This window comes from Streptomyces sp. NPDC003691, from assembly GCF_053981115.1.
The window spans coordinates 126,151-150,558 of the sequence record NZ_JBSFNQ010000007.1 but is presented as its reverse complement, the minus strand read 5'-3'; the positions used below and the strand labels follow the sequence as shown (position 1 = coordinate 150,558).

The window sequence follows — 24,408 nt, the reverse complement described above, 5'->3', positions numbered from 1 at the left end:
GACCATCGAGGGGTCGGCGCCGCGGGCGGTCCCCGGTCTCCCGGCGGACCCCATGGATCCGGCACCCGGGAATCTTCCGGGACCGTTACCCGTTGTGACTGACAAGGCCGTACCGGAAGAGGCTGTGACGGGCCCCTTCCGGCACGACCGGGCTCGGCACCACGAGCGCATGCATTTCTCCCACCGACGTAAGGATCCAATGACCTCCTCTTCATCCCCTTCCCAGGACCCGCGGAATTCCGCTGACGCGCGCACCGAGAACCCGCGCACCGAGAGCCTTCGGGCCGATGCCCTGATGGAAGAGGACGTCGCCTGGAGCCACGAGATCGACGGAGAGCGGGACGGCGCGCAGTACGACCGCTCCGACCGTGCGGCGCTGCGGCGGGTGGCGGGCCTCTCCACCGAACTCGAGGACGTCACCGAGGTCGAGTACCGCCAGCTGCGTCTGGAGCGCGTCGTCCTGGTCGGCGTCTGGACCTCCGGGACGGTGCAGGACTCCGAGAACTCCCTCGCGGAGCTGGCCGCCCTCGCGGAGACGGCGGGCGCACAGGTCCTCGACGGTGTCATCCAGCGCCGTGACAAGCCCGACCCGGCCACCTACATCGGCTCGGGCAAGGCCCAGGAACTGCGGGACATCGTCCTGGAATCCGGCGCGGACACGGTCGTCTGCGACGGTGAGCTCTCGCCGGGCCAGCTCATCCACCTCGAAGACGTGGTCAAGGTGAAGGTCGTCGACCGGACGGCCCTGATCCTCGACATCTTCGCCCAGCACGCCAAGTCGCGGGAGGGCAAGGCGCAGGTCGCGCTGGCCCAGATGCAGTACATGCTGCCCCGGCTGCGCGGTTGGGGTCAGTCGCTCTCCCGGCAGATGGGTGGCGGCGGCGGTGGCGGTATGGCCACCCGAGGCCCCGGTGAGACCAAGATCGAAACGGACCGGCGCCGGATCCGCGAGAAGATGGCGAAGATGCGCCGGGAGATCGCGGAGATGAAGACCGGCCGCGAGATCAAGCGGCAGGAACGACGGCGCAACAAGGTGCCGTCGGTCGCCATCGCCGGGTACACCAACGCCGGAAAGTCGTCCCTGCTCAACCGGCTGACCGGTGCCGGTGTCCTGGTGGAGAACGCCCTGTTCGCCACCCTGGACCCGACGGTCCGCCGTGCCGAGACGCCGGGCGGCCGGGTGTACACCCTGGCCGACACGGTCGGATTCGTCCGGCACCTGCCGCATCATCTCGTCGAGGCCTTCCGTTCCACCATGGAGGAGGTCGCCGACGCGGATCTGATCCTCCATGTGGTCGACGGGTCGCACCCCGTGCCGGAGGAGCAGCTGGCCGCCGTGCGCGAGGTGATCCGCGATGTCGGCGCGGTCTCCGTGCCCGAGATCGTGGTGATCAACAAGGCGGACGCGGCGGATCCCGTGGTGCTCCAGCGACTGCTGCGCATCGAGCGGCGGGCGATCGCCGTATCGGCCCGCAGCGGTGAGGGCATCGACGAACTGCTGCGTCTGATCGACCTCGAACTGCCGAGGCCGGAGGTCCAGGTCGAGGCCCTGGTGCCGTACACCCAGGGAGGACTGGTCTCCCGGGTCCATGCCGACGGCGAGATCCTCTCCGAGGAGCACACCTCGGAGGGCACGCTGCTCAAGGCGCGGGTCCATGAGGAGCTGGCCTCGGCCCTGGCACCGTACGCCCTCGTCGGAAGCTGACCCCGTCCCGGCCGTTGCCGGGCCGGAACCGACCGTGCCCGCCCCCTCGAAGCGAGGGGGCGGGCACGGTCGTCTGTCGTCGCGGCCGGTTGCCGGTTGCCGGTTGCCAATTGCGGGCTGCCGGGCTGCCGGGCCGCCGGGCCGAGGTGTCCGGCTCCGGCCCGGGCGCCCGGTGGGCCGTCCGCCGAGCCCGGGCGGCCCGGTGCGGCGGGGCTCAGGGCTGCGGTGCGTACTTCGCGCTCACCGAGGCGTAGATCCGTTCGGCTTCCTCGCCCAGCCGGGGGCCTGCCAGCCATACCGGGTCGGCCGGGCCGATGGACGTATTGGAGACCAGTACGGGTGTGCCCGCGCGGTCGGCGACCCAGCCGCCGCCCGATGAGCCGCCGGTCATGGTGCAGCCCGCGCGCCACATCGCCGGTGCGGCCGGGTCGAAGGCGAACCGGCCGGGCCGTCCGGTGCAGGAGTGCATGAGGGCGCCGTCGTACGGCGCGGCCGCCGGATAGCCCCGCACGACGAGGGACGGCACCCGGTGCGCCTCGGGAGCGGCGAAGTCGACGTCCAGCGCCGATCCGACGGTCTCCTCCAGGGAAGCGGTGCCCGTTTCGGGCTTCACATGCAGCACCGCGTAGTCGTAGGGAGCCCCGGTGCCGTCCGAGGGATCACCGGTGGCGATCCACCGGTCGGACGCCGCCACCCAGTCCGCCCAGAACGTGCCGTACGGAGCGATGTCCTCCGGAGCGGCCGAAGCCAGCTCCCGGGTCGGCAGCCCACGGGAGTTGTAGGCGGGTACGAAGGCGATGTTGCGGTACCAGCCGCCCTTGCTGCCCGCGTGGACGCAGTGGCCCGCGGTCCAGACGAGGTTCGACCTGCCGGGGTTGGCCGGGTCCTTCACGACCGTCGCGGAGCAGACCATGGTGCCCTCGGGGGCATCGAAGAAGACCTTGCCGGAGGTCGCCGCGTGCTGCCGGTACGGGGTTTGCTCAGGTTTCGCCCCGACAGCTGCGGGCTCCGGGTCCGAACCGTCCTCCACGACGGGCGCCGGGTCCGGTTCGACGGTCCGGTCCGGCGGTTCGGCGGTGACCATCCGGTCGGGCTTCCACAGATCGTCGATCACCGGATTGACGAACTCGTCGGCCTCCCGCCGCCAGCTGCCCCGGTCCCAGTTCTTCCACTCACCCGCTCGCCACTTCTGGTGATCGGTCCCGCCGGTACGGGTGTTGCCGGAGCGGGTGGGAGCGGGCTTCCCGGCGGCGGGGGTGGCACGGTCCGCGGGTACGGGCGGTAGCGACGACGCCGAGGGGGAGGCGCTGCCGGGACCGGCGGCCGGGGGCGCGGCCGCCTCCGGTTCACCGGACGGCCGGTCGTCGCTCTGCGAGCAGGCCGCCGTGAGGGCCAGCACGCCGGCCAGGCCGGCGGCGGTCAGCAGCGGGCGTATGGAACGCATGGGGGACGGATCTCCTGGTGGTACGGAACGGTGCACCCGGGGAACGGGGCAGCGGTGCCCCCGGGAAGCGGCCGGGGACGGATACGGGTCCCGCGCCGGGGAGCGGCGCGGGACCCGGTGGAACAGCGGCCGGGCGGGACACCCCGCCGGCCGGCCGGGTCAGCGGCCCGCGAACTTCCTGCTGACCGCGTCGTAGACGCCCTTGGCCTCCTTGCCGAGGCGGGGCCCGGCGAGCCAGCCGGCCGACACCGGACCGATGGACGTGTTGGACACCAGCACCGGCTTGCCGTCGGCGCCCTCGGTGAGCCAGCCACCACCGGACGAACCGGCGGTCATGGTGCAGCCGATACGGTGCATGGTCGGCTGGTCGGCCTTGACGGAGAGCCGGCCGGGGCGGTCGGCGCACTGGAACATCCGCTGACCGTCGAAGGGCGGACCCGCGGGATATCCCCTGGCCTCCATCCGGGCGATCTCCGAGGTCGCGGGGGCGTTGAAGTCGACCTCCACCGCCGAACCGACCGTCTCCTCCAGGGATTTGCCGGTACCGCCCTTCTCGGGCGTGACATGGATGACGGCGAAGTCGTAGGGCGCGCCGCGGCCGCCGGAGGTGGCGCCCTCCTTGATCCACTGGTCGGAGGTCTGGGCCCAGTCGCCCCACCACACACCGTGCGGGGCGACCTCGGTCTTCGGCACGCTCTCCAGCCGGCCCGTGGGCAGGGCCCGGTTGTTGTACGACGGCACGAAGGCGATGTTGCGGTACCAGCCGCCCTTGCTGCCCGCGTGGACGCAGTGGCCCGCGGTCCAGACGAGGTTCGACCTGCCCGGGTTGGCCGGGTCCTTCACGACCGTCGCGGAGCAGACCATCGACCCCTTGGGACCGTCGAAGAAGACCTTGCCGGCCTCCGGCGCGCTGCTGCGGTAAGGGGCGTCCACCGCCCGGGCCTCGACCCGGCGCGGAGTGGGGTCGGTGACCCCCTGGTCGCCGGAGATGTCGTTGTCGGTGGGCTGCTCCGGCTTGTCGGCATCCCGCATGCGGTCCGGGTCCCAGAGCCCTTCGATGATCGGGTTCACGAAGTCCCGGGCCTCACGGAGCCAGGTCTCCCGGTCCCAGTTCTTCCACTCGCCGTTGCGCCAGGCGTCGATATCGATCCCGTGCTCCTTGAGCCGGTTCTTCAGATCGTCGGGTATGGGGATCCCGGCGGCGTCGGTGGGCAGGCTCGTGGGCAGCTTCGGCCCGTCGCCTGCGGAGTTCTCGCTGCCGCCGCCGCAGGCGGTCGCGGTCAGCGCGAGGACGACGACGGCGGAAGCCGCCGCCAGCGTCGGGCGAATGGGTCGCATGTCTGATCCCCCCAGTGAGCTTCGGTGCTTCGGTGGTTGCCGGTCCGGCCTACCCGCCGGACCGGGCCGGTCCGCCCGGCTCCCTGCCGCGACGGCCCGACGGAGCCGCCGGGAACCTTACAAGGTCACCGGGCGCCCGGAACGGCGGGGCCGCACAGAGAACTTCCGGAACCGCGTGATCCCCGGCCGCCGCCGTCGTTGGTACATACGGAGTACGGGGGCCGCAGGGACAGTGTTCAGCCCGGTTGGTTGCCGTGGGGGAGCCGTACCCGATGTGCGACGCATCTGTTACAGCGCAACAGCACCGCTGGAGGACCGACCGCCGTGGCCCTGACCGTACCCGCCCCGTCCGCGGCGGCTCCGGACGACGACCCCCTCGACCATCCGGACCCCCACCGCGCCGCCGACGCGGCCACCGTCGAGAACCTGCTGCGCTGCTGGGTCCGGGAGAACGGCATCGGCCGGCCGGACACCGCCGCTCTGACCGTCCCGCTGCCCGCCAGCGGCATCACCCTCCTCGTCCCCGTGCGCTACTGGTCACCCTGCGGCTGGCACCGCTTCGGGCCGCCCGTCCTCGCCGGAGCCCCCGACGGGGCACCCACCGCCGACTCCGTGACCCTCGCGGCCCTGCTCGGCCGCGAGACCGGACTGCCGCACTGCGGCGATCTCGTCGGACGGGTCGCCGACTCCGTACGCCGCACCGCGGGCTTCCTCGCGGAACGCCGGGCCCACCCGGGCCCCGTCCCCGGAGCCGACCTCTTCCTCACGGCCGAACAGTCCCTGCTCCTCGGCCATCCCCTCCATCCCGCGCCCAAGAGCCGTGAAGGGCTCTCCGACGCCGAGGCGCGACGCTATTCACCGGAGTCCGGCGGCTCCTTCCCCCTGCACTGGACGGCCGTCGACCGGACCGTCCTCGCCGCGGGATCCTCCTGGACCGAACAGGGTCACGCCCTGTCCGCGGAACGGCTGGTCACCCGGCTCGCGGGCGATCTCCGGCACCCGCGCCACACCGTGCCGCTGCCCCTGCACCCCTGGCAGGCGGGCGATCTCCGGCACCGTCCCGCCGTCGCCGCGCTGTTCGACGCCGGACTGCTCCACGACCTCGGCCCCCACGGCGCCCCCTGGTACCCCACCACCTCCGTACGGACGGTGCACCGCCCCGGTGCCCCGGCGATGCTCAAACTCTCCCTGGGCCTGCACATCACCAACTCCCGCCGGGAAAACCTCCGCAAGGAACTGCACCGCGGCGTCGAAGTGGACCGGCTGCTCGACAGCGGGCTCGCCGAGCAGTGGCGGGCCGCGCACCCCGGCTTCGCCATCGTGCGCGACCCGGCCTGGCTCTCGGTCGACACCACCGGCCTGGCACCGGGCCGGGGCGGCCCGGTCCCGGGCTACGACGTCGTCCTCCGGCGAAATCCCTTCGGCCGGCTCGACGACGCGGTCTGCGTCGCCGCGCTCACCGCGCCCCGCCCCTGGCCGGACCGTCCGGGGACCCGCTCCCGGCTGGCCGATCTCGTCGCCCGGCTCGCGGCCCGTACCGGGCGGACCACCGGAGCGGTGGCCACGGAGTGGTTCCTGCGCTATCTCGACCGGGTCGTCCGCCCGGTCCTCTGGCTGGACGGCACCGCGGGTGTCGCGCTCGAAGCCCATCAGCAGAACACCCTGGTCGTGATCGGCGCCGACGGCTGGCCGGCGGGCGGGCGCTACCGCGACAACCAGGGCTACTACTTCCGGGAGTCCCGCCGGGCGGACCTCGACGCCCGGCTGCCCGGTATCGGCTCGCAGAGCGACACCTTCGTCCCCGACGCGGTCGCCGACGAGCGCTTCGCCTACTACCTGGGCGTCAACAACGTCCTCGGAATGATCGGCGCCTTCGGAGCCCAGGGCCTGGCCGACGAACGGGTGCTCATCGCCGCCTTCCGGCGCTTCCTCCAAGCCGCCACCGACCTGGGTTCGCCACTGCCCGCCGTACTGCTGCACGAGCCGTCCCTCCGCTGCAAGGCCAATCTGCTGACCCGGCTGCACGGGCTCGACGAACTCGCCGGCCCCGTCGACACCCAGTCCGTGTACGTCACCATCGCCAACCCACTCCATCCGTCGTCTCCCTTCTGAGACCTCCGTGGCCCCGGCCCGCCGAGCGCCGGAGCCCCTCCGGAGCCGGCCGCTATCTCTCCTACACCGCCCGGCTCCCGCAGGTTCCGTCTGCCGGGTACCGACATCCGGAACCTGCCCATCCGTACCCGTGGGAGTGGATCCGGCCGGATCGGGACGCGCTGTCAGTGGGGGCACGTAGGGTGGTCGGCCTATGACGAAGCCATCCCTTCCCGAACTCCTCCATGCCGCCGTGACCTCCGTCGGCGGGGTGGAACGCCCTGGTCAGGTCGCCATGGCCGAGGCCGTAGCCGAGGCCGTCGAGGGCGGCACCCATCTGCTGGTCCAGGCGGGCACCGGTACCGGAAAGTCCCTCGGCTATCTGGTTCCGTCCCTGGCCCACGGGGAGCGGGTCGTCATCGCCACCGCGACACTTGCGCTCCAGCGGCAGCTCGTCGAACGCGATCTGCCGCGCACGGTCGACGCGCTCCACCCTCTGCTGCGCCGGCGGCCGGAGTTCGCCATGCTGAAGGGCAGGTCGAACTACCTCTGCCTGCACCGGCTGCACGAGGGCGTGCCGCAGGACGAGGAGGACGGGCTGTTCGATCCCTTCGAGGCCGCGGCGCCGACCAGCAAGCTCGGTCAGGACCTGCTGCGGCTGAAGGACTGGGCCGACGAGACCGAGACCGGTGACCGGGACGCGCTGACGCCCGGTGTCTCCGACCGCGCCTGGGCCCAGGTTTCGGTCTCCTCCCGTGAGTGCCTCGGCGCCGCCAAATGTGCGTACGGGGCGGAGTGCTTCGCCGAGATGGCCCGGGAGCGCGCCAAGCTCGCGGAGGTCGTCGTCACCAATCACGCCCTGCTCGCCATCGATGCCATCGAGGGCGCGCCGGTGCTGCCGCCGCACGAGGTGCTCGTCATCGACGAGGCCCATGAGCTGGTCTCCCGGGTGACCGGTGCCGCCACCGGCGAGCTCACTCCCGGTCAGGTCAACCGTGCCGTTCGCCGGGCCGCCAAACTGGTGAACGAGAAGGCCGCCGACGCCCTCCAGACGGCCGCCGAGACCTTCGAACGGGTCATGGAGCTGGCGCTGCCTGGTCGGCTCGAAGAGATCCCGGAGGATCTGGGCTACGCCCTGCTGGCGCTGAGGGACGCGGCCCGCAATGTGATCTCGGCGCTCGGCGCCACCCGTGACAAATCCGTCCAGGACGAGGACGCGGTGCGCAAGCAGGCCCTCGCCTCCGTGGAGAACGTCCACGACGTGGCCGAGCGCATCACCCAGGGCTCCGAGTACGACGTCGTCTGGTACGAGCGGCACGACCGCTTCGGCGCGTCCCTGCGGGTGGCTCCGCTGAGGGTCTCGGGGCTGCTGCGGGAGAAGCTGTTCACGGACCGCTCGGTGGTACTGACCTCCGCGACGCTCCAGCTCGGCGGCGACTTCAACGGGGTCGGGGCGTCGCTGGGGCTGCCTCCCGAAGGCACCGAGGGGGACGACGTCCCCCAGTGGAAGGGCCTCGACGTCGGCTCGCCGTTCGACTACCGCAAGCAGGGGATCCTCTATGTCGCCCGCCATCTGGCGACTCCGGGCCGGGAGGGTTCGCGCGGGGACATGATGGACGAGCTGGCGGAGTTGGTGGAGGCCGCGGGCGGGCGGACCCTGGGGCTCTTCTCGTCGATGAGGGCCGCTCAGGCCGCCGCCGAGGAGCTGCGCTCCCGGCTCGACCATCCGATCCTCCTGCAGGGGGAGGAGACCCTGGGCGAGCTGATCAAAAACTTCGCGGCCGACGCCCGGACCTGCCTTTTCGGCACGCTCTCGCTCTGGCAGGGCGTGGATGTCCCCGGACCGAGCTGCCAATTGGTGATCATGGACCGGATTCCGTTCCCACGGCCCGACGACCCGCTGATGAGCGCCCGGCAGAAGGCGGTCGAGGAGGACGGCGGCAATGGCTTTATGGCCGTGGCGGCCACCCACGCGGCTCTGCTGATGGCCCAGGGAGCGGGACGCCTGGTGCGGGCGACGGGAGACCGGGGAGTCGTCGCGGTGCTCGATCCGCGGCTGGCCAATGCGCGGTACGGCAGCTTTCTGCGGGCCTCGCTGCCGGACTTCTGGTACACCACCGACCGTAATCAGGTGCGGCGGTCGCTGGCGTCGATCGACGCTGCTGCCGGTACCGACGGGGCATAACCACCGGCCGGTTCCGCCCGGTCACCGGGCTGCCGAGGGGCGGGCCCGGTGGGGCGGCAGGGAAGGAGCCGGGAGGAGCAAGGGCCCCGGGACCGGCGCAGTGGGTCCCGGGGCGGTCTGGGTGGGCGGGGGTCACACCCGCCGCAGCACGGCGACGACCTTGCCGAGGATGGTCGCCTCGTCGCCGGGGATGGGCTGGTAGGCCGCATTGTGGGGGAGCAGCCAGACATGGCCGTTCTCCCGCTTGAAACGCTTGACCGTGGCCTCGCCGTCGAGCATGGCGGCGACGATGTCGCCGTTCTCCGCGACCGGCTGACGGCGGACGGTCACCCAGTCGCCGTCGCAGATCGCGGCTTCGATCATGGAGTCGCCGACGACCTTCAGCACGAAGAGCTCGCCGTCGCCGACCAGCTGGCGCGGCAGCGGGAAGACGTCCTCCACCGACTCCTCGGCGAGGATCGGGCCGCCGGCCGCGATCCGGCCCACCAGCGGTACGTACGAGGCGGCGGGCTTGCCGGTGGTGTCCGTGGGCTGGGTGCTGGGCTGGTCCGAGCCGCGGACCTCGTAGGCCCGGGGGCGGTGCGGGTCCCGGCGGAGGAAGCCCTTGCGCTCCAGCGCCATGAGCTGGTGGGCGACGGACGAGGTGCTGGAGAGCCCCACCGCCTGGCCGATCTCCCGCATCGACGGCGGGTAGCCGCGCCGCTGCACGGAGTCGCGGATGACCTCGATGACCCGCCGTTGCCGATCGGTGAGCCCGGTGCTGTCCGCCCTGATTCCTGGAGGCCGACCGGGCAGTGCGCGCGCGGGCCGCGAGGGCTCGGAGCCCTCGGAAGCCGTGGAAGCGTCGCCCAGGGCGTGCACCGGTTCGAATCGGCTCTGGGGGCGGTCATGGGCGGTGAAGATGGCACTGTCTGCGGTGGTGGTCATGTCGGCCCCTCTCGAATGGTCTCCCTGGCTGCACAACGGTAGTTGGTTTCGAAAGGTTGCGCCAAACACACGTTCGAGTGAAAAAACGCTGATTGCCTTACGTGGACATGCGTTTGGGTGTATGCCTCAATTCCGGCTCCAGGCCGGTTTCCGGGCGCTACGAGCCGCGATCCGTCCGGCGGCGTGGGCCCGCGCCGCCCGGCGCTCCGGACGGCCTTCTGCCGGCGGCCGGCCCTCGTGGCCGGGTCCCGGCTCCCTCGTGGTCCAGTCTCGCATCCGCCGACCCGGAATCGGTGGATCCCGGCGTGTCCCGTAGTCTCGTGGTCGGACTCCGCCCGGTGCGGATGCCCGCGCCCGCGGGCCGGTCGCCGTACCTCGGCGTACCCCCGTCCCCGCGTGTCCGCGGCCCCGGAGTCCCTCCTGCCGCGTGGCGGCCCCCGCTCGTACCCGCCGTGCCGTATACCGGTCCCGCACCGATCCGGTCGTGCCGCGACGGGCCGCCCGGCGGGCGGTGCCCCGGTGTCACCGGCCGTGAGCCGTCCGCGACCAAACCCGGCGCGCGACACGCGTAGCGCAGGGTATCCCCGGCAAACCCCATATGTAGTGGTTGGATTGGGGGTGCCGCCCACAAGTTGTGGTCCCCGGTGCTCCAAGCCTCGGGCCATCGCCTATGCTTGGGCTTGCTCCGAACGGCTGCTGCCAGGTTTGCCGGGGCTGTTCAGTCGTGCCGTGAGGGAGGGTTTGGGAACCATGCACTGCCCCTTCTGCAGGCACCCCGACAGCCGGGTCGTCGACAGCCGGACGACCGACGACGGAACGTCGATCCGGCGTCGGCGCCAGTGCCCCGACTGCTCTCGCCGCTTCACGACGGTGGAGACCGCCTCGCTGATGGTGGTCAAGCGCAGCGGAGTCACGGAGCCCTTCAGCCGTACCAAGGTCATCTCCGGCGTGCGCAAGGCATGCCAGGGACGACCGGTCACCGAGGACGCACTCGCCCAGCTCGGCCAGCGGGTCGAGGAAGCGGTGCGCGCCACCGGAAGTGCCGAGCTGACCACCCACGACGTGGGTCTGGCCATACTCGGCCCCCTGCAGGAACTCGACCTCGTCGCGTACCTGCGCTTTGCATCCGTCTACCGGGCGTTCGATTCGCTCGAGGATTTCGAGGCCGCCATCGCGGAGCTCCGGGTGCGGCGGCCACCGGCCGCGGAGGACGGGACCGGCGGGACCCCCGGGGTGCCCGTCCCTGCCCGGACCGCCGACTGACCGGCCGCCCGGCGGCCGGGCCCGGCCGGGCGTAGGCCCGGCCCGGTGACGGCGGCGGTCGGGCGACAAACACCGACCGTGGGCGCTTCGGCGTCGCACGGTATCCGAGACAGACAGTGCCACGGGAAGATCTGGGCACTTCAGGGCGTTTTTGCCCGTAAATGGGAGGCGGCATGACAGAGACGACGAGCGGTCCGGCGCGAGGGTCCCGAGCCAAGGGAGCCAAGGCGAGCAAGGGCCTGCGTATCGAGCGTGTCCACACCACCCCCGGCGTGCATCCGTACGACGAGGTGGTCTGGGAGCGCCGTGACGTCGTCATGACCAACTGGCGCGACGGCTCGGTCAACTTCGAGCAGCGTGGCGTCGAGTTCCCCGACTTCTGGTCGGTGAACGCGGTCAACATCGTCACCAGCAAGTACTTCCGCGGCGCTGTCGGGACCCCCCAGCGGGAGACCGGTCTGAAGCAGCTGATCGACCGGATCGTGAAGACGTACCGGAAGGCCGGCGAGGACTACAGCTACTTCGCCTCGCCCGCCGACGCGGAGATCTTCGAGCACGAGCTGGCGTACGCGCTGCTCCACCAGATCTTCAGCTTCAACTCCCCGGTGTGGTTCAACGTCGGCACCCCCCAGCCGCAGCAGGTCTCCGCCTGCTTCATCCTCTCCGTCGACGACTCCATGGAGTCGATCCTGGAGTGGTACAAGGAAGAGGGAATGATCTTCAAGGGAGGGTCGGGCGCCGGTCTGAACCTCTCCCGGATCCGCTCCTCCAAGGAGCTGCTCTCCTCCGGCGGGAACGCCTCCGGCCCGGTCTCCTTCATGCGCGGTGCCGACGCCTCCGCCGGAACGATCAAGTCCGGCGGAGCCACCCGCCGTGCGGCCAAGATGGTCATCCTGGATGTCGACCACCCCGACATCGAGAGCTTCATCGAGACCAAGGTCAAGGAAGAGGAGAAGATCCGCGCCCTGCGGGACGCGGGCTTCGACATGGACCTGGGCGGGGACGACATCACGTCCGTCCAGTACCAGAACGCCAACAACTCGGTCCGGGTCAACGACGAGTTCATGAAGGCCGTGGAGTCCGGCGGCCGCTTCGGGCTCCGCGCCCGGATGACCGGCGAGGTCATCGAGGAGGTCGACGCCAAGTCCCTCTTCCGCAAGATGGCCGAAGCCGCCTGGGCCTGTGCCGACCCCGGCATCCAGTACGACGACACCATCAACCGCTGGCACACCTGCCCCGAGTCCGGCCGGATCAACGGCTCGAACCCGTGCAGCGAGTACATGCACCTGGACAACACGTCCTGCAACCTCGCCTCGCTGAACCTGATGAAGTTCCTCAAGGACGACGGCGAGGGCCACCAGTCCTTCGACGTCGAGCGCTTCGCCAAGATCGTCGAGCTGGTCATCACGGCGATGGACATCTCCATCTGCTTCGCCGACTTCCCGACGCAGAAGATCGGCGAGAACACCCGCGCGTTCCGTCAGCTCGGCATCGGCTACGCCAACCTCGGCGCCCTGCTGATGGCCACGGGCCATGCCTACGACAGCGACGGCGGCCGGGCCCTGGCCGGCGCCATCACCTCGCTGATGACGGGTACCTCCTACCGCCGCTCCGCCGAGCTGGCCGCCGTGGTCGGCCCCTACGACGGCTACGCCCGCAATGCCGAGCCGCACAAGCGCGTCATGAAGCAGCACGCCGACGCCAACGCCGCGGCCGTCCGGACGGACGACCTGGACACCCCGATCTGGGCCGCCGCGACCGAGGCCTGGCAGGACGTGGTCCGCCTGGGCGAGAAGAACGGTTTCCGTAACGCCCAGGCGTCGGTCATCGCCCCGACCGGCACCATCGGTCTGGCCATGTCCTGCGACACCACCGGCCTGGAGCCCGACCTCGCCCTGGTGAAGTTCAAGAAGCTGGTCGGCGGCGGCTCGATGCAGATCGTCAACGGCACCGTGCCGCAGGCGCTGCGCCGCCTCGGCTACCACGCCGAGCAGGTCGAGGCGATCGTCGCCCACATCGCCGAGAACGGCAACGTGGTGGACGCCCCCGGCCTGAAGACCGAGCACTACGAGGTCTTCGACTGTGCGATGGGCGAGCGCTCCATCTCCGCGATGGGCCATGTCCGGATGATGGCCGCGATCCAGCCCTGGATCTCCGGTGCCCTCTCCAAGACGGTCAACATGCCGGAGTCGGCGACCGTCGAAGAGGTCGAGGAGATCTACTTCGAGGCGTGGAAGATGGGCGTCAAGGCGCTCGCGATCTACCGTGACAACTGCAAGGTGGGCCAGCCCCTCTCCGCCAAGACCAAGGAGAAGGCGAAGGCGGAGATCACCGAGAAGGCCGAGGAGACCATCCGGTCCGCGGTCGAGAAGGTCGTCGAGTACCGCCCGGTGCGCAAGCGGCTGCCGAAGGGCCGTCCCGGGATCACCACCTCCTTCACCGTCGGCGGCGCCGAGGGGTACATGACCGCCAACTCCTACCCGGACGACGGTCTCGGCGAGGTCTTCCTGAAGATGTCCAAGCAGGGGTCCACCCTCGCGGGCATGATGGACGCCTTCTCCATCGCGGTCTCGGTGGGCCTCCAGTACGGCGTGCCGCTGGAGACGTACGTCTCGAAGTTCACCAACATGCGCTTCGAGCCGGCCGGTATGACGGACGACCCGGACGTGCGGATGGCTCAGTCGATCGTCGACTACATCTTCCGCCGCCTCGCGCTCGACTTCCTGCCGTTCGAGACCCGGTCGGCCCTCGGGATCCACTCCGCGGAGGAGCGCCAGCGCCACCTGGAGACGGGCTCCTACGAGCCGTCCATCGAGGACGACGAGGTCGACGTGGAGGGGCTCGCCCAGTCCGCGCCGCGCCGCCAGGACCTCGCCCCGGTGCCGGTCCCGGCCCCGAAGGCCGCGGAGCCCGCGCCGAGGCAGGCCCCGCACACCTCGGCCGAGCTGGTCGAGATGCAGCTGGGCATCAGCGCCGACGCCCCGCTCTGCTTCTCCTGCGGCACCAAGATGCAGCGGGCCGGATCCTGCTACATCTGCGAGGGCTGCGGATCCACGAGCGGCTGCAGCTGACACCGGCCGGGATCACGCCGGGCCGTTCGCCCGGCGTGATCCCGTACGGACAGCCGGTGACCGACCGGCAGAGGAAGGGGACCGGCCGCCGGCCGGTCCCCTTCGCCGTGCCGCCGGAAGCGGTGGCGGGGCCGGCCGCCGGGCTTCCGGCGGGAGGCGGAGCCGACCCGGCCGCTCAGTCGCTGCCCATCAGGCCGACGAAGCCCTGAGGGTCGGTGTCGAAGCCGCGCACTCCGTCCCGGAAGACCCAGCTCCCCGTCTCATCGCGGACGAATTCGGCTATGACCGCCGCCGTCGCCCCCGGAACCGAAGAGAAGTCGTCTCCGGCCAGCTCGGTGTAGCCCTCGGCCACTTTCACCTGCGCGTTCGCCACGTCCCCGAAGGCGACGCGGCCGTGCGCCTGCTGGATCACCACTCCCACGACGACCCGTCCGTAATCGGCGGCGAGCCGCTCCAGCTCCAGCTTCATCACCTCGTCCGCGCCGAATCCCTGGCCGGTGCGGCTGTCCCGGGTCAGGCTGATGGTGCCGTCCGGCGAGCGGCTGTCGAAGTGCACCACGTACGCCGGGGCCGCGGACGGCGCGTCCCTGCGATAGGTCGCGGCGACGATGTCCAGATCGTGGGGCGACCGGCCCAGGGGGCTCGGATCCCAGCGCAGGGCCACCTCGACCGTGCGGACGCCTTTGTTCGGGCTGCTCACCACGTATCCCTCTCCCAGAACTGCCGGTTACTCTCCGTCCCTTGACCGTATCCGCTCGTGGGGCCGCCGGGCGAGGGAATGGCGGGTGTACGCCAGGTCCCTGGCCGTACGATGGCGCGGTGCTGGTCAAGTGGATTCGCTGCGCCGTGGTCGACCGTCGAGGCTTCGAGCGGGGACAGCGGAAATGGGCGGGGCTGCTGGGTGAACCGGGATTCCGGGGCCAGGGCGGGGGCTGGAGCAGGGAGCGGCCGCATATCGCCCATGTCTTCGCCTTCTGGGAGAGCCGGGCCTTCTACGACTCGTTCATGGCCCGTTCCCACGACCGGCTGGCCTCGGGGCAGACGGGAACGTACCGCGATGCCCAGGTCAGGCTGTTCGACCACCGCTTCGACGTGAAGTTGGGCTTCGAGCCGCGCTTCACCGGTGCCGACGTGGTACGGGTCGCTCACTGCCGGGTGCGGGGGGAGCGGGCCGAGCACTACGCGCTGATGCAGGAGAAGGTCTGGAATCCTGCGATGGCCGGATCGCCCGGGATGGTCCGCGGACTGTTCGGCGAGGCCCCGGGGAACGAGTTCCTCGTGATGTCGATGTGGCAGTCGGAGGCCGAGCACGGCAAGTACCGCAAGGAACGGGTGGAGCGGCTGCTGCTGCGGGCCCAGACCGAGGCGGACGTCGCGGCGCTGAGCGGGGACGTCGTACAGCTCGAACCGTCGTGGACGGTCTGACCGGAGCCGCCCGCCCGGCGCGGTGACGGCCGGCGCGCCCCGGGGGGCGTACGCCGGATGGGCCGTCCCGGTCCACCGGGCGCCCCCGGTCCGATCTAGGGTCGTTCCATGGCACGACCGCGACGCATCGTTCTCGTACGGCACGGCGAGTCCGAGGGAAACGCCGACGACACCGTGTACGAACGCGAGCCCGACCATGCGCTGAGGCTCACCGCCACCGGGCAGGCCCAGGCCGAGGCCACCGGCGCCGGGCTGCGTGAGCTGTTCGGCCGGGAGCGGGTCAGCGTCTACGTATCGCCGTACCGGCGCACCCACGAGACCTTCCGCGCCTTCGGTCTGGACCCCGGCCGGGTCAGGGTGCGGGAGGAGCCGCGGCTGAGGGAGCAGGACTGGGGCAACTGGCAGGACCGGGACGACGTACGTCTCCAGAAGGCCTACCGGGACGCCTACGGGCACTTCTTCTACCGGTTCGCCCAGGGGGAATCCGGGGCGGACGTCTACGACCGGGTGGGCGCTTTCCTCGAATCACTGCACCGGAGCTTCGAGGCGCCCGACCACCCGCCGAACGTTCTGCTGGTGACCCACGGGCTGACCATGCGTCTCTTCTGCATGCGCTGGTTCCACTGGACCGTGGCGGACTTCGAGTCGCTCTCCAATCCGGGCAACGGGGAGACCCGGATCCTCCGGCTCGGCGAGAACGGCCGTTATACGCTCGACCGGCCGTTCGAGCGGTGGCGTACCCCTGAGCCGTACGGCGTCACCGGTTAGAGTGGCGGGAAGATGACCGCTGACTCACCTCGCGACGGGCGCCTCGAACGCGCCCTGGACAGCCTGCGCGGACTGTCCGTGGGAGACGCTCTGGGCTCCCAGTTCTTCGTACCGGCAAACTCCCCATTTCTGAAGCGGAGTGCTCTGCCGCCCGGCCCCTGGCAGTGGACCGACGACACCGAGATGGCCTGTTCGGTGGTGGCCGTGCTCGCCGGGCACGGCCGGGTGGACCAGGACGCCCTGGCCCGTTCCTTCGCCGAGCGCCACGACTTCGACCGCGGATACGGCCCCGCCGTCAACCGTATGCTCCGGCTGGTGCGTGAAGGGGGCGACTGGCGAGAACTCGCCACGGCCCTTTTCAACGGCCAGGGTTCATGGGGAAATGGTTCCGCGATGCGGATCGCGCCCCTCGGGGCGTGGTACGCGGACGATCCCGAGCAGGCGACGCACCAGGCCGAAATCTCCTCCTACACCACTCATCAGCACCGCGAGGCAGTCGCCGGGGCGATGGCCGTGGCGGCGGCCGCGGCACTGGCGGCCGCCCCGGCGGGTACCCCACGGCCCGGCGAACTGCTGGACGGCGTCATCGCCCTGGTGCCGCGCAGCGCGGTGGGGCAGGGGCTGCGCCGTGCGCGGGACATGCTCGACTACGACGACGCGGCGACCGTCGCCGCGGTGCTCGGCTGCGGACGGCGGACCAGCGCGCACGACACCGTCCCCTTTGCCCTGTGGTCGGCGGCCCGGTCGCTGGGCGACTTCGAGCAGGTGTTCTGGACGACCGCCCAGGTGGGCGGGGATGTCGACACGACCTGCGCGATCGCCTGCGGCGTGGTCGCGGCCGGTGGGGCGGGGCGTCCGCCCGGGGAGTGGCTGGCGCGGACGGAGGCGCTGCCGGGCTGGGTGCCCACGGCCTGAGCACCCGCCCGTATCGGCGTTCGGGCGGGTGCCGGGGCGTCGGCGGTGCCGTGGCTCCACAGGGTGCCCCCGCGGACCGGCGGAGGGCTCCGCCGCCCGTGCGGCGGGCCGTGCCGTGGGGCTCCGGCCTATCCCATGTGGGCGCCGGGGCCGGACGTCCCGCCGAGAGCCCGGAGGTCGCTCTTGCGGACCCGGATGACGAAGATCGCCGTCAGCAGGGCAAGGGCGACGAGACCGACACCGGCCCAGAAGGCGGTGGCGATGCCCTCGGCCAGGACCTGGTGACCCCAGGGCGGGGGCAGCTCCCCGGTCTTCTCCAGGACCGCCTTCTGGGCCGGGGTGGAGTCCGCGAGGAACGACGGCATCTGCCGTTGTGCCTCGTCCTTGCCCGCGCTGCTGAAGACGGTCATCAGGATCGACAGGCCCAGGGATCCGCCGACCATCTGGGTGGCGTTGAGCAGGCTGGACGCCGCGCCCGACTCGCTCGCCGCCACGCCCGAGACCGCGGTCAGGGTCGCGGTCACGAAGACCAGGCCCATACCGAAGCCGAAGAGCAGCATCGGCCCCAGCACTCCGCCCGGATAGGAGCTGTCCGGGCCGATCGTGGTCAGCCAGGTGATGCCGACTCCGGTGATCAGCGCCCCGGCCACCAGGAAGGGTTTGGGGCCCAGGGTCGGCAGCAGCCGGGACGAGAGACCGGCCGCGACCACGATCATCACGGTGATCGGGAGGAAGGCGAGCCCGGCTCCGATGGGGCTGTAGCCGAGCACGTTCTGGACGAAGAGCACGATGAAGAAGAACATGCCGAACATGCCGGCGGAGAGGCTCATCATGATCACGTACGTCCCCGAGCGGTTGCGGTCGGCGAACATCCGCAGCGGGGTGATGGGCTCCCTGGCCCGCCGTTCCACCAGCACGAACGCACTGAGCAGAACGACGGAGGCGGCGAAGGCGAGCAGGGTGAGGCTGTCGGACCAGCCCTCCTCGGAGGCCCGGATGAAGCCGTAGACCAGGGATGCCATACCGACGGTGGAGGTCAGGGCGCCGGTGAGGTCGAAGCGTCCGGAGCTGCGCTCGGACTCGTTGATGAAGACCGGGGCCAGGACGGCGATGAGCACCCCGATCGGCAGGTTCACATAGAACACCCAGCGCCAGTCGAGCCATTCGACGAGCATGCCGCCTGCCAGCAGGCCGATGGCTCCGCCGCTGGCGGAGACCGCGGCGAAGATCCCGAAAGCGCGGTTGCGCTCCGGGCCCTCGGCGAAGGTGGAGGTGATCAGGGCGAGAGCGGTGGGCGAGGCGATGGCACCGCCGACGCCCTGGAGGGCCCGGGCGGCGAGTATCTGCCAGGGCTCCTGGGCGATGCCGCAGAGCAGGCTGGCGAAGGTGAACAGCAGAACACCGGAGACGAAGACCCGGCGGCGGCCGAGGATGTCGCCGATGCGGCCGCCGAGCAGCAGTAGTCCGCCGAAGGTGAGTGTGTAGGCGTTGACCACCCAGGACAGCTGGGTGGTGGTGAAGTCCAGCGTGCCTTGGATGTGAGGCAACGCGATGTTCACAATGGTCGTATCCAGAACCACCATGAGCTGCAAGGCTGCAATCACGGCGAGTGCGGCGCCCGGCCGTCCCGGTCGGCGGGCCGTGCCCGTCCGTACGGGCACCGGGAGCTGAGAGGTTGTCACGTGGATCCCCCACAGAAGTAATAGTGAACGAACCCGTTCACTGTCATGTTCGACCGTAGAGAGTCCGAGTCAGTGAACGCAAGCGTTCACTGAGGATGCTTGTCCCCAACGGAGGCAGAAAGATGGGCAGTTCGGGATGGAAGGGTGCGGGCGAGGCGCCTTCCGTGGTGCCGAGGCGGCGGGGCAGAGTGCTGGAGTGCGCAATCCTCGACGCGGCCCTCGACCAGTTGGGCAAGGTCGGCTGGAACGGACTCACCATGGAGGGGGTCGCGGCCGGGGCACAGACCGGCAAGGCCGCGGTCTACCGGCGCTGGCCGTCCAAAGCGGACCTGGTCGCGGATGCCCTGCGGGAGAGCATGCCGGCGCTCGACCATGCGCCCGACCGGGGCGGGGTGCGGGAAGACCTCTTCCATCTGTGCCGCGCCATGCGTGATGCCTTCTTCTCCCGGCCCGGGGTCGCACTCCGGTCGGTTCTTCACGAATGCGATCCGGCCACCGCGGAACGGTTCAACGAGGTGATCAAGGGCAAGGTCGTCGAGCCGTCCGTCCGGCTGATCCGGGCGGTGCTGGACCGGGGAGTCGCCCGGGGGGAGGTACGTTCCGACGCGCTGGACGACATGGTGCTGGAGGTGATCCCCGGACTGATGATGTACCGCTCCAAAGTGTGCGGGAGCGAATGGGGGGACGGGGAGATCGCCGAGATGGTCGATCGCGTGATGATCCCCCTCCTCCGGTCGTGCGCATCGGCCCGGGACGGGGCCGGTGAGGGCTGCGCGACAGGTGGTGCGGAACCGTGATCGGAATCCGGTTGTCGCCGGTGGGGGCGGGCGGCGTACCCTTGCTGGCGCCATGCCGTACGAACCACCCACACACAGAGTCGAGCGCTCCATCCGGGCCACCACCGGGGCCAAGATCGTCGCCGGAGTCGACGAGGTCGGGCGCGGGGCGTGGGCCGGTCCCGTCACCGTGTGCGCCGCGGTCACCGGACTGCGCCGCCCGCCCGCCGGGCTCACCGACTCCAAGCTCCTCTCGCCGAAGCGCCGCGAGGAGCTCGCCGTAGAGCTGGAGACCTGGGTGACCGCCCATGCGCTCGGCCATGCCTCGCCCGAGGAGATCGACGAACTGGGGATGACCGCCGCGCTCAGACTGGCCGCGTGCCGTGCGCTGGAGGCATTGCCGGAGCGCCCGGACGCCGTGATCCTCGACGGCAAGCACGACTATCTCGGTGCCCCCTGGCAGGTGCGCACCGTGATCAAGGGGGATCAGTCGTGCATCGCCGTGGCGGCGGCCTCGGTCATCGCCAAGGTGTACCGGGACGCGCGTATGGCGGAACTTCCGGGCGAGTACGCCGACTTCGCGTTCGGCGCCAACGCCGGATACCCCTCACCGGCGCACAAGGCCGCCCTGGCGGAACTGGGCCCCACCCCTTACCACCGGCTCTCCTGGGCCTATCTCGACGCGCTGCCCAGGTGGCGGCATCTGAAGAAGGTCCGGGTCGCGCCGGAGCCGACGACACCGGAGAGCGGGGGCCAGCTCGGCTTCGATTTCTGAACTGAACCCGCTACCGGGGAATCGCACGTACGTGCCCACCCGCTGATGCCGGTCGAACCGGCATTTGATAGACATCCACTTATGCCTCTCCCTCCCGAGGAGCCTCAGATTCACGAGAGTGCCCAGGGTCCCCGCGCAACTCCGGCCGCCGGCCGCACCGCGCCGACCCCTCGTCCCGTACCCGGTCCGCGTTCCACGGCATCGCCCCGCCCGGGCAGCCCCGGTCCGGTGAGGCCGGCGCCTCCGGCCCGTACGAACGCTCCCGCCGCGGAGCCTTCCGCTCGGCAGGAGAATCGTTCCCAGCCGCAGATTCAGCTGATCCCCGCTCCTGCCGACGGTGCGCTTGACGCGGCCGACGAAGCGGTCGATCTGCTGCTCGACTCCGGGCGGGCGCCCGGAGACGTCCTGGTGCTCACCACGGGTGACGCTCACCCCTGGGCGGCCCATGAGCTGACCTTCGGCGAGACCGCCTACTGGGCCCAGCAGAGTGCGGGAGACGACGTCTTCTACGCCGCCACCGATGCCATGGACCGGACCGTGTCCCGTCCGGTGGTCGTGGTCGCGCTCAACGGCGGCACCGACGAGGATGCCGCGCGCGCCCTGCCCGAGGCGATGCAGAAAGCGGCGGCCCTGCTGATCGTGTGCGGCGATCCCCAGCGGATCAACACCGCGCTCGGCGCGTCGGCCTGACCGTCGCACGCTCCGGCCCGCCACCGCAGGTGGCGGGCCTCGGAGATGCCCCGTGCCCGTTCCGGCCGACCGGAACGGGCACCCCCAGGGACCTGCCCGGCGGACGGTCGCCGGAGCTTTCGCTGCCGGCGGCCGTCCGGAAGGCAAGGGTTCGCCGGGGACGGCCCGCTGACGTCCGGTTCGCTGCCGGGGCCGGTTCACGCTTCCGGCGGGCCGGAACCGGGCGGTGTGCCGGTCCTCAGCGGGCCGCGGTGCGCCGCAGGGCCTCCGAGGAGCCGCCGGCCGTACGCAGTTCGTGCGGTTCGGACATCAGCGTGTCGGCGAGATCGCCCGGTACGGACGTGGAGTTCGGCCGACGGCCGCCCCGGCCCTCACCGAACACCTGCCAGCCGCCCCGGGTCAGGGTGATGTAAGCCCCGCACCGCAGGCCGTGCAGGGTGCAGGCGTCACGCAGTCCCCACATCCACGCGCCGTCCTCCTCGGTCCACCGCTCGTCGCCGTCGCGGCAGTAGAGCAGGACCGCGGTACGCACCGGAGCCCGGCGGCGGAGGTCGTGCGGGATCACCCGGCGGAGATGGGCCAGCAGGACGTTGCGGAACTCCCAGCCGTCGACGGGTGCCGAGCGCCGGGCGAACGAGGCGCTCGCGGCCAGACGTTCCTCGGGGTCGAGTACGGCGACGACGGCGGTCGACGGGGTCGGCCGGTGGCGGGTGTGCAGTCCACTGACCACTTCACGGGGGTTGCGCAGCAGCGGGATTCCTGCCGCCGTCCACTCGGAGGGCTGGAGCATCCGGGCGAGACGGCTGGCGGAGCCGCTCGTCGAAGTGGCTGCGGACGAAGCGAATCCGAAGGTCACGATCCTCCCTTCGCATACGCGCCCACAGTGCGGGCAGAGTCGGGTGAGGGCGCACCGCGGCACAGCCCTTCAGACCACCAAGGGGCCGCGCGGGGAGCATTTCAATTCTTCCTGGCTCGTCCGGATGCGGCAACGAGCAATTCGAAGGCGCTGGCAGGAATGGGCGGGTATGCCGTGGATATCCCTGCACTCAGACTTCCCGCTGCCCCCTATCGTGCCCAACCACGTCAGCCTTGAACCGCGAGGACCAGCGGAAACACCCCCTTCGCCCCGGCTTTCCGCAGCAGGCGGGCCGCGACCGCCAGGGTCCAGCCGGTGTCCGAAAGGTCGTCGACCAGCAGCACCGGGCCGTCGGCGGCCACCAGGGCGGAGGCAAGGGAGTCCGGAACGGTGAACGCCTCGTGCAGGGCCCGCACGCGCTGAGCGCTGTTGGACCGGGAGGGCCCGGCCGAGGCACCGTCCGGGGCGTACTCGACGGAGCCCAGAAGCGGCATCCGGCCGATGCCGGCGATTCTGGTGCCGAGCGACCCGATCAGCTCCGGCCTGCCGTGCGAGGCGACGGTGACCACGCCGACCGGGCGGGGCGGGGCGTCGGGCCTCCCCGAGGCCCAGCCGCCGGGGCCCTTCGCCCAGTCGGCGAGGACGGTCACCACCGCGTCCGCGACATCGTCGGGCACGGGGGCGTCCGGTGCCTGCGGCGCCAGCATCGGGCGGAGGCGATTGCCCCAGCCGATGTCGGAGAGGCGGCCGAGCGCTCGGCCGGGGAAGGTCTGTTCGCCTTCGGGGATGCGGCCCTTGAGCGGGACACCGACGGCCGCGAGCCCGGTGGGCCACATCCGGCGGGGCTCCACCTCGACCCCGGGCCGGCCCAGCTCGCCGCGCGCAGCGTCCAGCGCGGAGTCGGAGACCTTGTCGCTGAACCGGCTGCCCGCGCAGTTGTCGCATCGGCCGCAGGGCGTCGCCTCCGGGTCGTCCAGCTGGCGGCGGAGGAACTCCATCCGGCAGTCCGCCGACAGCGCGTACTCCCGCATGGCCTGCTGTTCCGCCTCGCGCTGGCGGGCAACCCGGGCATACCGCTCGGCGTCGTACGCCCAGGGGCGTCCGGTGGCGGTCCAGCCACCTTTGGCCCGGTGCACGGCACCGTCGACGTCGAGCACCTTCAGCATGGTCTCCAGCCGGGTGCGCCGCAGGTCGACCAGGGGCTCCAGCGCGGGCAGGGACAGGGGCCGGTCGGACCGGGCCAGAACGTCGAGCGTGCGGCGCACGAGGTCCTCGGACGGGAAACCGACCGAGGCGAAGTACTGCCAGATCGCCTCGTCCTCACGGCCGGGCAGCAGGAGCACCTCCGCGTGCGCCACGCCTCGGCCGGCCCGGCCCACCTGCTGGTAGTAGGCGATGGGCGAGGACGGCGAGCCGAGGTGGACCACGAAGCCGAGGTCCGGTTTGTCGAAGCCCATGCCGAGGGCCGAGGTCGCGACGAGCGCCTTGACGCGGTTGGCGAGCAGATCCTCCTCGGCCTGCTGCCGGTCGGCGTTCTCCGTGCGGCCGGTGTAGGAGGCGACGGTGTGGCCGCACTGGCGGAGATAAGCGGTGACCTCCTCGGCCGCGGCCACGGTGAGGGTGTAGACGATGCCGGAGCCGGGCAGTTCGCCGAGATGGTCGGCGAGCCAGGCGAGCCTGGTCGCGGCATCGGGGAGCCGCAGCACCCCCAGGCTCAGGCTCTCCCGGTCGAGCGGTCCGCGCAGGACGAGGGCGTCCGTGCCGGCGCCGGTGCCCAGCTGTTCGGCGACATCGGCCGTGACCCGGGCGTTGGCCGTCGCCGTCGTCGCGAGGACGGGGACATCGGCCGGCAGCTCCGCGAGCATGGTGCGCAGCCTGCGGTAGTCGGGGCGGAAGTCATGGCCCCAGTCGGAGATGCAGTGGGCCTCGTCGACCACCAGCAGTCCGGTCGCGGCGGACAGCTCGGGCAGCACCTGGTCGCGGAAGTCGGGATTGTTCAGCCGCTCGGGGCTGACCAAGAGCACGTCCACGCCGCCCGCGGCGATCTCGGCCTTGACCTCGTCCCACTCCTCCTGGTTGGAGGAGTTGATCGTACGGGCGCGGATCCCGGCCCGGGCGGCGGCGTCCACCTGGTTGCGCATGAGTGCGAGCAGGGGGGAGACGATCACGGTCGGACCCGCGCCCCGCTGCCGCAGCAGGGACGTCGCGACGAAGTAGACCGCGGATTTGCCCCACCCGGTGCGCTGGACCACCAGGGCCCGGCGCCGGTGCGCGACCAGCGCCTCGATCGCCAGCCACTGGTCCTCGCGGAGTCTGGCCGCGCCGGTGGGGTCGGAGACGAGACGGGCGAGCACGGCATCGGCCGAGGCCCTGAGGTCCGCGAGGTCTGCATGGGTCATGGCCCCATGGAACCCGATGGCACCGACAGGACGCGAACCCGGCCGCAAGCCTGTGGATAACGTTATCCACAGGGGTCGCGGGAATCGTGGGTCTCCTG

General features: G+C 71.3%; 18 protein-coding genes. 11 read left to right on the top strand and 7 right to left on the bottom strand.

What is annotated here, in order from left to right:
* Positions 1–199 precede the first annotated feature (199 nt).
* The gene (gene hflX / locus ACWDR0_RS05850) at positions 200–1,705 is read left to right on the top strand and encodes a GTPase HflX (RefSeq protein WP_456350385.1); all 1,506 of its coding nucleotides are present in this window, start codon (positions 200–202) and stop codon (positions 1,703–1,705) included.
* Between the two features lie 214 nt (positions 1,706–1,919).
* Here hflX and ACWDR0_RS05845 read toward each other — a convergent pair whose 3' ends face one another.
* Together ACWDR0_RS05845 and ACWDR0_RS05840 are read right to left on the bottom strand one after the other, a co-directional pair.
* Positions 1,920–3,149 (bottom strand): trypsin-like serine peptidase, encoded by a 1,230-nt coding sequence (locus ACWDR0_RS05845; RefSeq protein ID WP_456350384.1) that lies wholly within the window; start codon positions 3,147–3,149, stop codon positions 1,920–1,922.
* 159 nt (positions 3,150–3,308) lie between these two features.
* Positions 3,309–4,487, bottom strand: coding sequence for a trypsin-like serine peptidase (locus tag ACWDR0_RS05840; protein WP_456350383.1), 1,179 nt, complete (start codon positions 4,485–4,487; stop codon positions 3,309–3,311).
* 324 nt (positions 4,488–4,811) lie between these two features.
* Between ACWDR0_RS05840 and ACWDR0_RS05835 the strand changes: the two genes are divergently transcribed.
* The gene (locus ACWDR0_RS05835) at positions 4,812–6,599 is read left to right on the top strand and encodes an IucA/IucC family protein (RefSeq protein WP_456350382.1); all 1,788 of its coding nucleotides are present in this window, start codon (positions 4,812–4,814) and stop codon (positions 6,597–6,599) included.
* Between the two features lie 193 nt (positions 6,600–6,792).
* Entirely contained in the window at positions 6,793–8,763 is a 1,971-nt protein-coding gene (locus ACWDR0_RS05830; protein WP_456350381.1) for an ATP-dependent DNA helicase, read from the top strand.
* A gap of 132 nt (positions 8,764–8,895) precedes the next feature.
* On the opposite strand, the gene lexA is transcribed toward ACWDR0_RS05830, so the two are convergent.
* Positions 8,896–9,690 (bottom strand): transcriptional repressor LexA, encoded by a 795-nt coding sequence (gene lexA, locus ACWDR0_RS05825; RefSeq protein WP_456350380.1) that lies wholly within the window; start codon positions 9,688–9,690, stop codon positions 8,896–8,898.
* 750 nt (positions 9,691–10,440) lie between these two features.
* Between lexA and nrdR the strand changes: the two genes are divergently transcribed.
* Both nrdR and ACWDR0_RS05815 read left to right on the top strand, forming a co-directional pair.
* Positions 10,441–10,953, top strand: a complete 513-nt coding sequence (gene nrdR, locus ACWDR0_RS05820; protein ID WP_456350379.1) for a transcriptional regulator NrdR — start codon at positions 10,441–10,443, stop codon at positions 10,951–10,953.
* Between the two features lie 173 nt (positions 10,954–11,126).
* Complete coding sequence (locus tag ACWDR0_RS05815; RefSeq protein WP_456350378.1) at positions 11,127–14,024, top strand: vitamin B12-dependent ribonucleotide reductase; 2,898 nt, start codon at positions 11,127–11,129, stop codon at positions 14,022–14,024.
* 175 nt (positions 14,025–14,199) lie between these two features.
* On the opposite strand, the gene ACWDR0_RS05810 is transcribed toward ACWDR0_RS05815, so the two are convergent.
* Entirely contained in the window at positions 14,200–14,724 is a 525-nt protein-coding gene (locus ACWDR0_RS05810) for a TerD family protein (RefSeq protein ID WP_456350377.1), read from the bottom strand.
* Positions 14,725–14,843: 119 nt separating this feature from the next.
* Between ACWDR0_RS05810 and ACWDR0_RS05805 the strand changes: the two genes are divergently transcribed.
* From ACWDR0_RS05805 to ACWDR0_RS05795, 3 genes are all read left to right on the top strand, one after another.
* A complete protein-coding gene (locus ACWDR0_RS05805) occupies positions 14,844–15,449 on the top strand; it encodes a YdbC family protein (protein WP_456350376.1) in 606 nt (201 codons plus the stop codon).
* Positions 15,450–15,557: 108 nt separating this feature from the next.
* Positions 15,558–16,217 carry a histidine phosphatase family protein gene (locus tag ACWDR0_RS05800; RefSeq protein WP_456350375.1) on the top strand — a complete coding sequence of 220 codons (660 nt, stop codon included), beginning with the start codon at positions 15,558–15,560 and terminating at the stop codon, positions 16,215–16,217.
* Between the two features lie 12 nt (positions 16,218–16,229).
* Positions 16,230–17,132, top strand: a complete 903-nt coding sequence (locus tag ACWDR0_RS05795) for an ADP-ribosylglycohydrolase family protein (protein WP_456350374.1) — start codon at positions 16,230–16,232, stop codon at positions 17,130–17,132.
* 128 nt (positions 17,133–17,260) lie between these two features.
* On the opposite strand, the gene ACWDR0_RS05790 is transcribed toward ACWDR0_RS05795, so the two are convergent.
* Positions 17,261–18,814, bottom strand: coding sequence for an MFS transporter (locus ACWDR0_RS05790; protein WP_456350373.1), 1,554 nt, complete (start codon positions 18,812–18,814; stop codon positions 17,261–17,263).
* 122 nt (positions 18,815–18,936) lie between these two features.
* On the opposite strand from ACWDR0_RS05790, the gene ACWDR0_RS05785 reads away from it, so the two are divergent.
* The 3 genes from ACWDR0_RS05785 to ACWDR0_RS05775 all read left to right on the top strand — a co-directional run bounded on the left by ACWDR0_RS05785 (position 18,937) and on the right by ACWDR0_RS05775 (position 21,055).
* The gene (locus tag ACWDR0_RS05785) at positions 18,937–19,611 is read left to right on the top strand and encodes a TetR/AcrR family transcriptional regulator (RefSeq protein WP_456350372.1); all 675 of its coding nucleotides are present in this window, start codon (positions 18,937–18,939) and stop codon (positions 19,609–19,611) included.
* A 52-nt stretch (positions 19,612–19,663) separates the two neighbouring features.
* Positions 19,664–20,365, top strand: a complete 702-nt coding sequence (locus tag ACWDR0_RS05780; RefSeq protein ID WP_456350371.1) for a ribonuclease HII — start codon at positions 19,664–19,666, stop codon at positions 20,363–20,365.
* Between the two features lie 81 nt (positions 20,366–20,446).
* Positions 20,447–21,055, top strand: a complete 609-nt coding sequence (locus ACWDR0_RS05775; RefSeq protein WP_456350370.1) for a hypothetical protein — start codon at positions 20,447–20,449, stop codon at positions 21,053–21,055.
* Positions 21,056–21,293: 238 nt separating this feature from the next.
* On the opposite strand, the gene ACWDR0_RS05770 is transcribed toward ACWDR0_RS05775, so the two are convergent.
* A complete protein-coding gene (locus tag ACWDR0_RS05770) occupies positions 21,294–21,911 on the bottom strand; it encodes a hypothetical protein (RefSeq protein ID WP_456350369.1) in 618 nt (205 codons plus the stop codon).
* A 227-nt stretch (positions 21,912–22,138) separates the two neighbouring features.
* On the bottom strand, positions 22,139–24,310 hold the full coding sequence (locus ACWDR0_RS05765) for a RecQ family ATP-dependent DNA helicase (protein WP_456350368.1): 2,172 nt from the start codon (positions 24,308–24,310) through the stop codon (positions 22,139–22,141).
* Positions 24,311–24,408: the final 98 nt, after the last annotated feature.

Excerpts from the sequence above, each read along its gene's own strand:
- ACWDR0_RS05785 (WP_456350372.1), top strand. The coding sequence starts at position 18,937 with ATGGGCAGTTCGGGATGGAAGGGTGCGGGCGAGGCGCCTTCCGTGGTG.
- hflX (WP_456350385.1), top strand. The coding sequence starts at position 200 with ATGACCTCCTCTTCATCCCCTTCCCAGGACCCGCGGAATTCCGCTGAC.
- ACWDR0_RS05780 (WP_456350371.1), top strand. The coding sequence starts at position 19,664 with ATGCCGTACGAACCACCCACACACAGAGTCGAGCGCTCCATCCGGGCC.
- nrdR (WP_456350379.1), top strand. The coding sequence starts at position 10,441 with ATGCACTGCCCCTTCTGCAGGCACCCCGACAGCCGGGTCGTCGACAGC.
- ACWDR0_RS05800 (WP_456350375.1), top strand. The coding sequence starts at position 15,558 with ATGGCACGACCGCGACGCATCGTTCTCGTACGGCACGGCGAGTCCGAG.
- ACWDR0_RS05775 (WP_456350370.1), top strand. The coding sequence starts at position 20,447 with ATGCCTCTCCCTCCCGAGGAGCCTCAGATTCACGAGAGTGCCCAGGGT.
- ACWDR0_RS05840 (WP_456350383.1), bottom strand. The coding sequence starts at position 4,487 with ATGCGACCCATTCGCCCGACGCTGGCGGCGGCTTCCGCCGTCGTCGTC.
- ACWDR0_RS05815 (WP_456350378.1), top strand. The coding sequence starts at position 11,127 with ATGACAGAGACGACGAGCGGTCCGGCGCGAGGGTCCCGAGCCAAGGGA.
- ACWDR0_RS05845 (WP_456350384.1), bottom strand. The coding sequence starts at position 3,149 with ATGCGTTCCATACGCCCGCTGCTGACCGCCGCCGGCCTGGCCGGCGTG.
- lexA (WP_456350380.1), bottom strand. The coding sequence starts at position 9,690 with ATGACCACCACCGCAGACAGTGCCATCTTCACCGCCCATGACCGCCCC.
- ACWDR0_RS05765 (WP_456350368.1), bottom strand. The coding sequence starts at position 24,310 with ATGACCCATGCAGACCTCGCGGACCTCAGGGCCTCGGCCGATGCCGTG.
- ACWDR0_RS05795 (WP_456350374.1), top strand. The coding sequence starts at position 16,230 with ATGACCGCTGACTCACCTCGCGACGGGCGCCTCGAACGCGCCCTGGAC.
- ACWDR0_RS05830 (WP_456350381.1), top strand. The coding sequence starts at position 6,793 with ATGACGAAGCCATCCCTTCCCGAACTCCTCCATGCCGCCGTGACCTCC.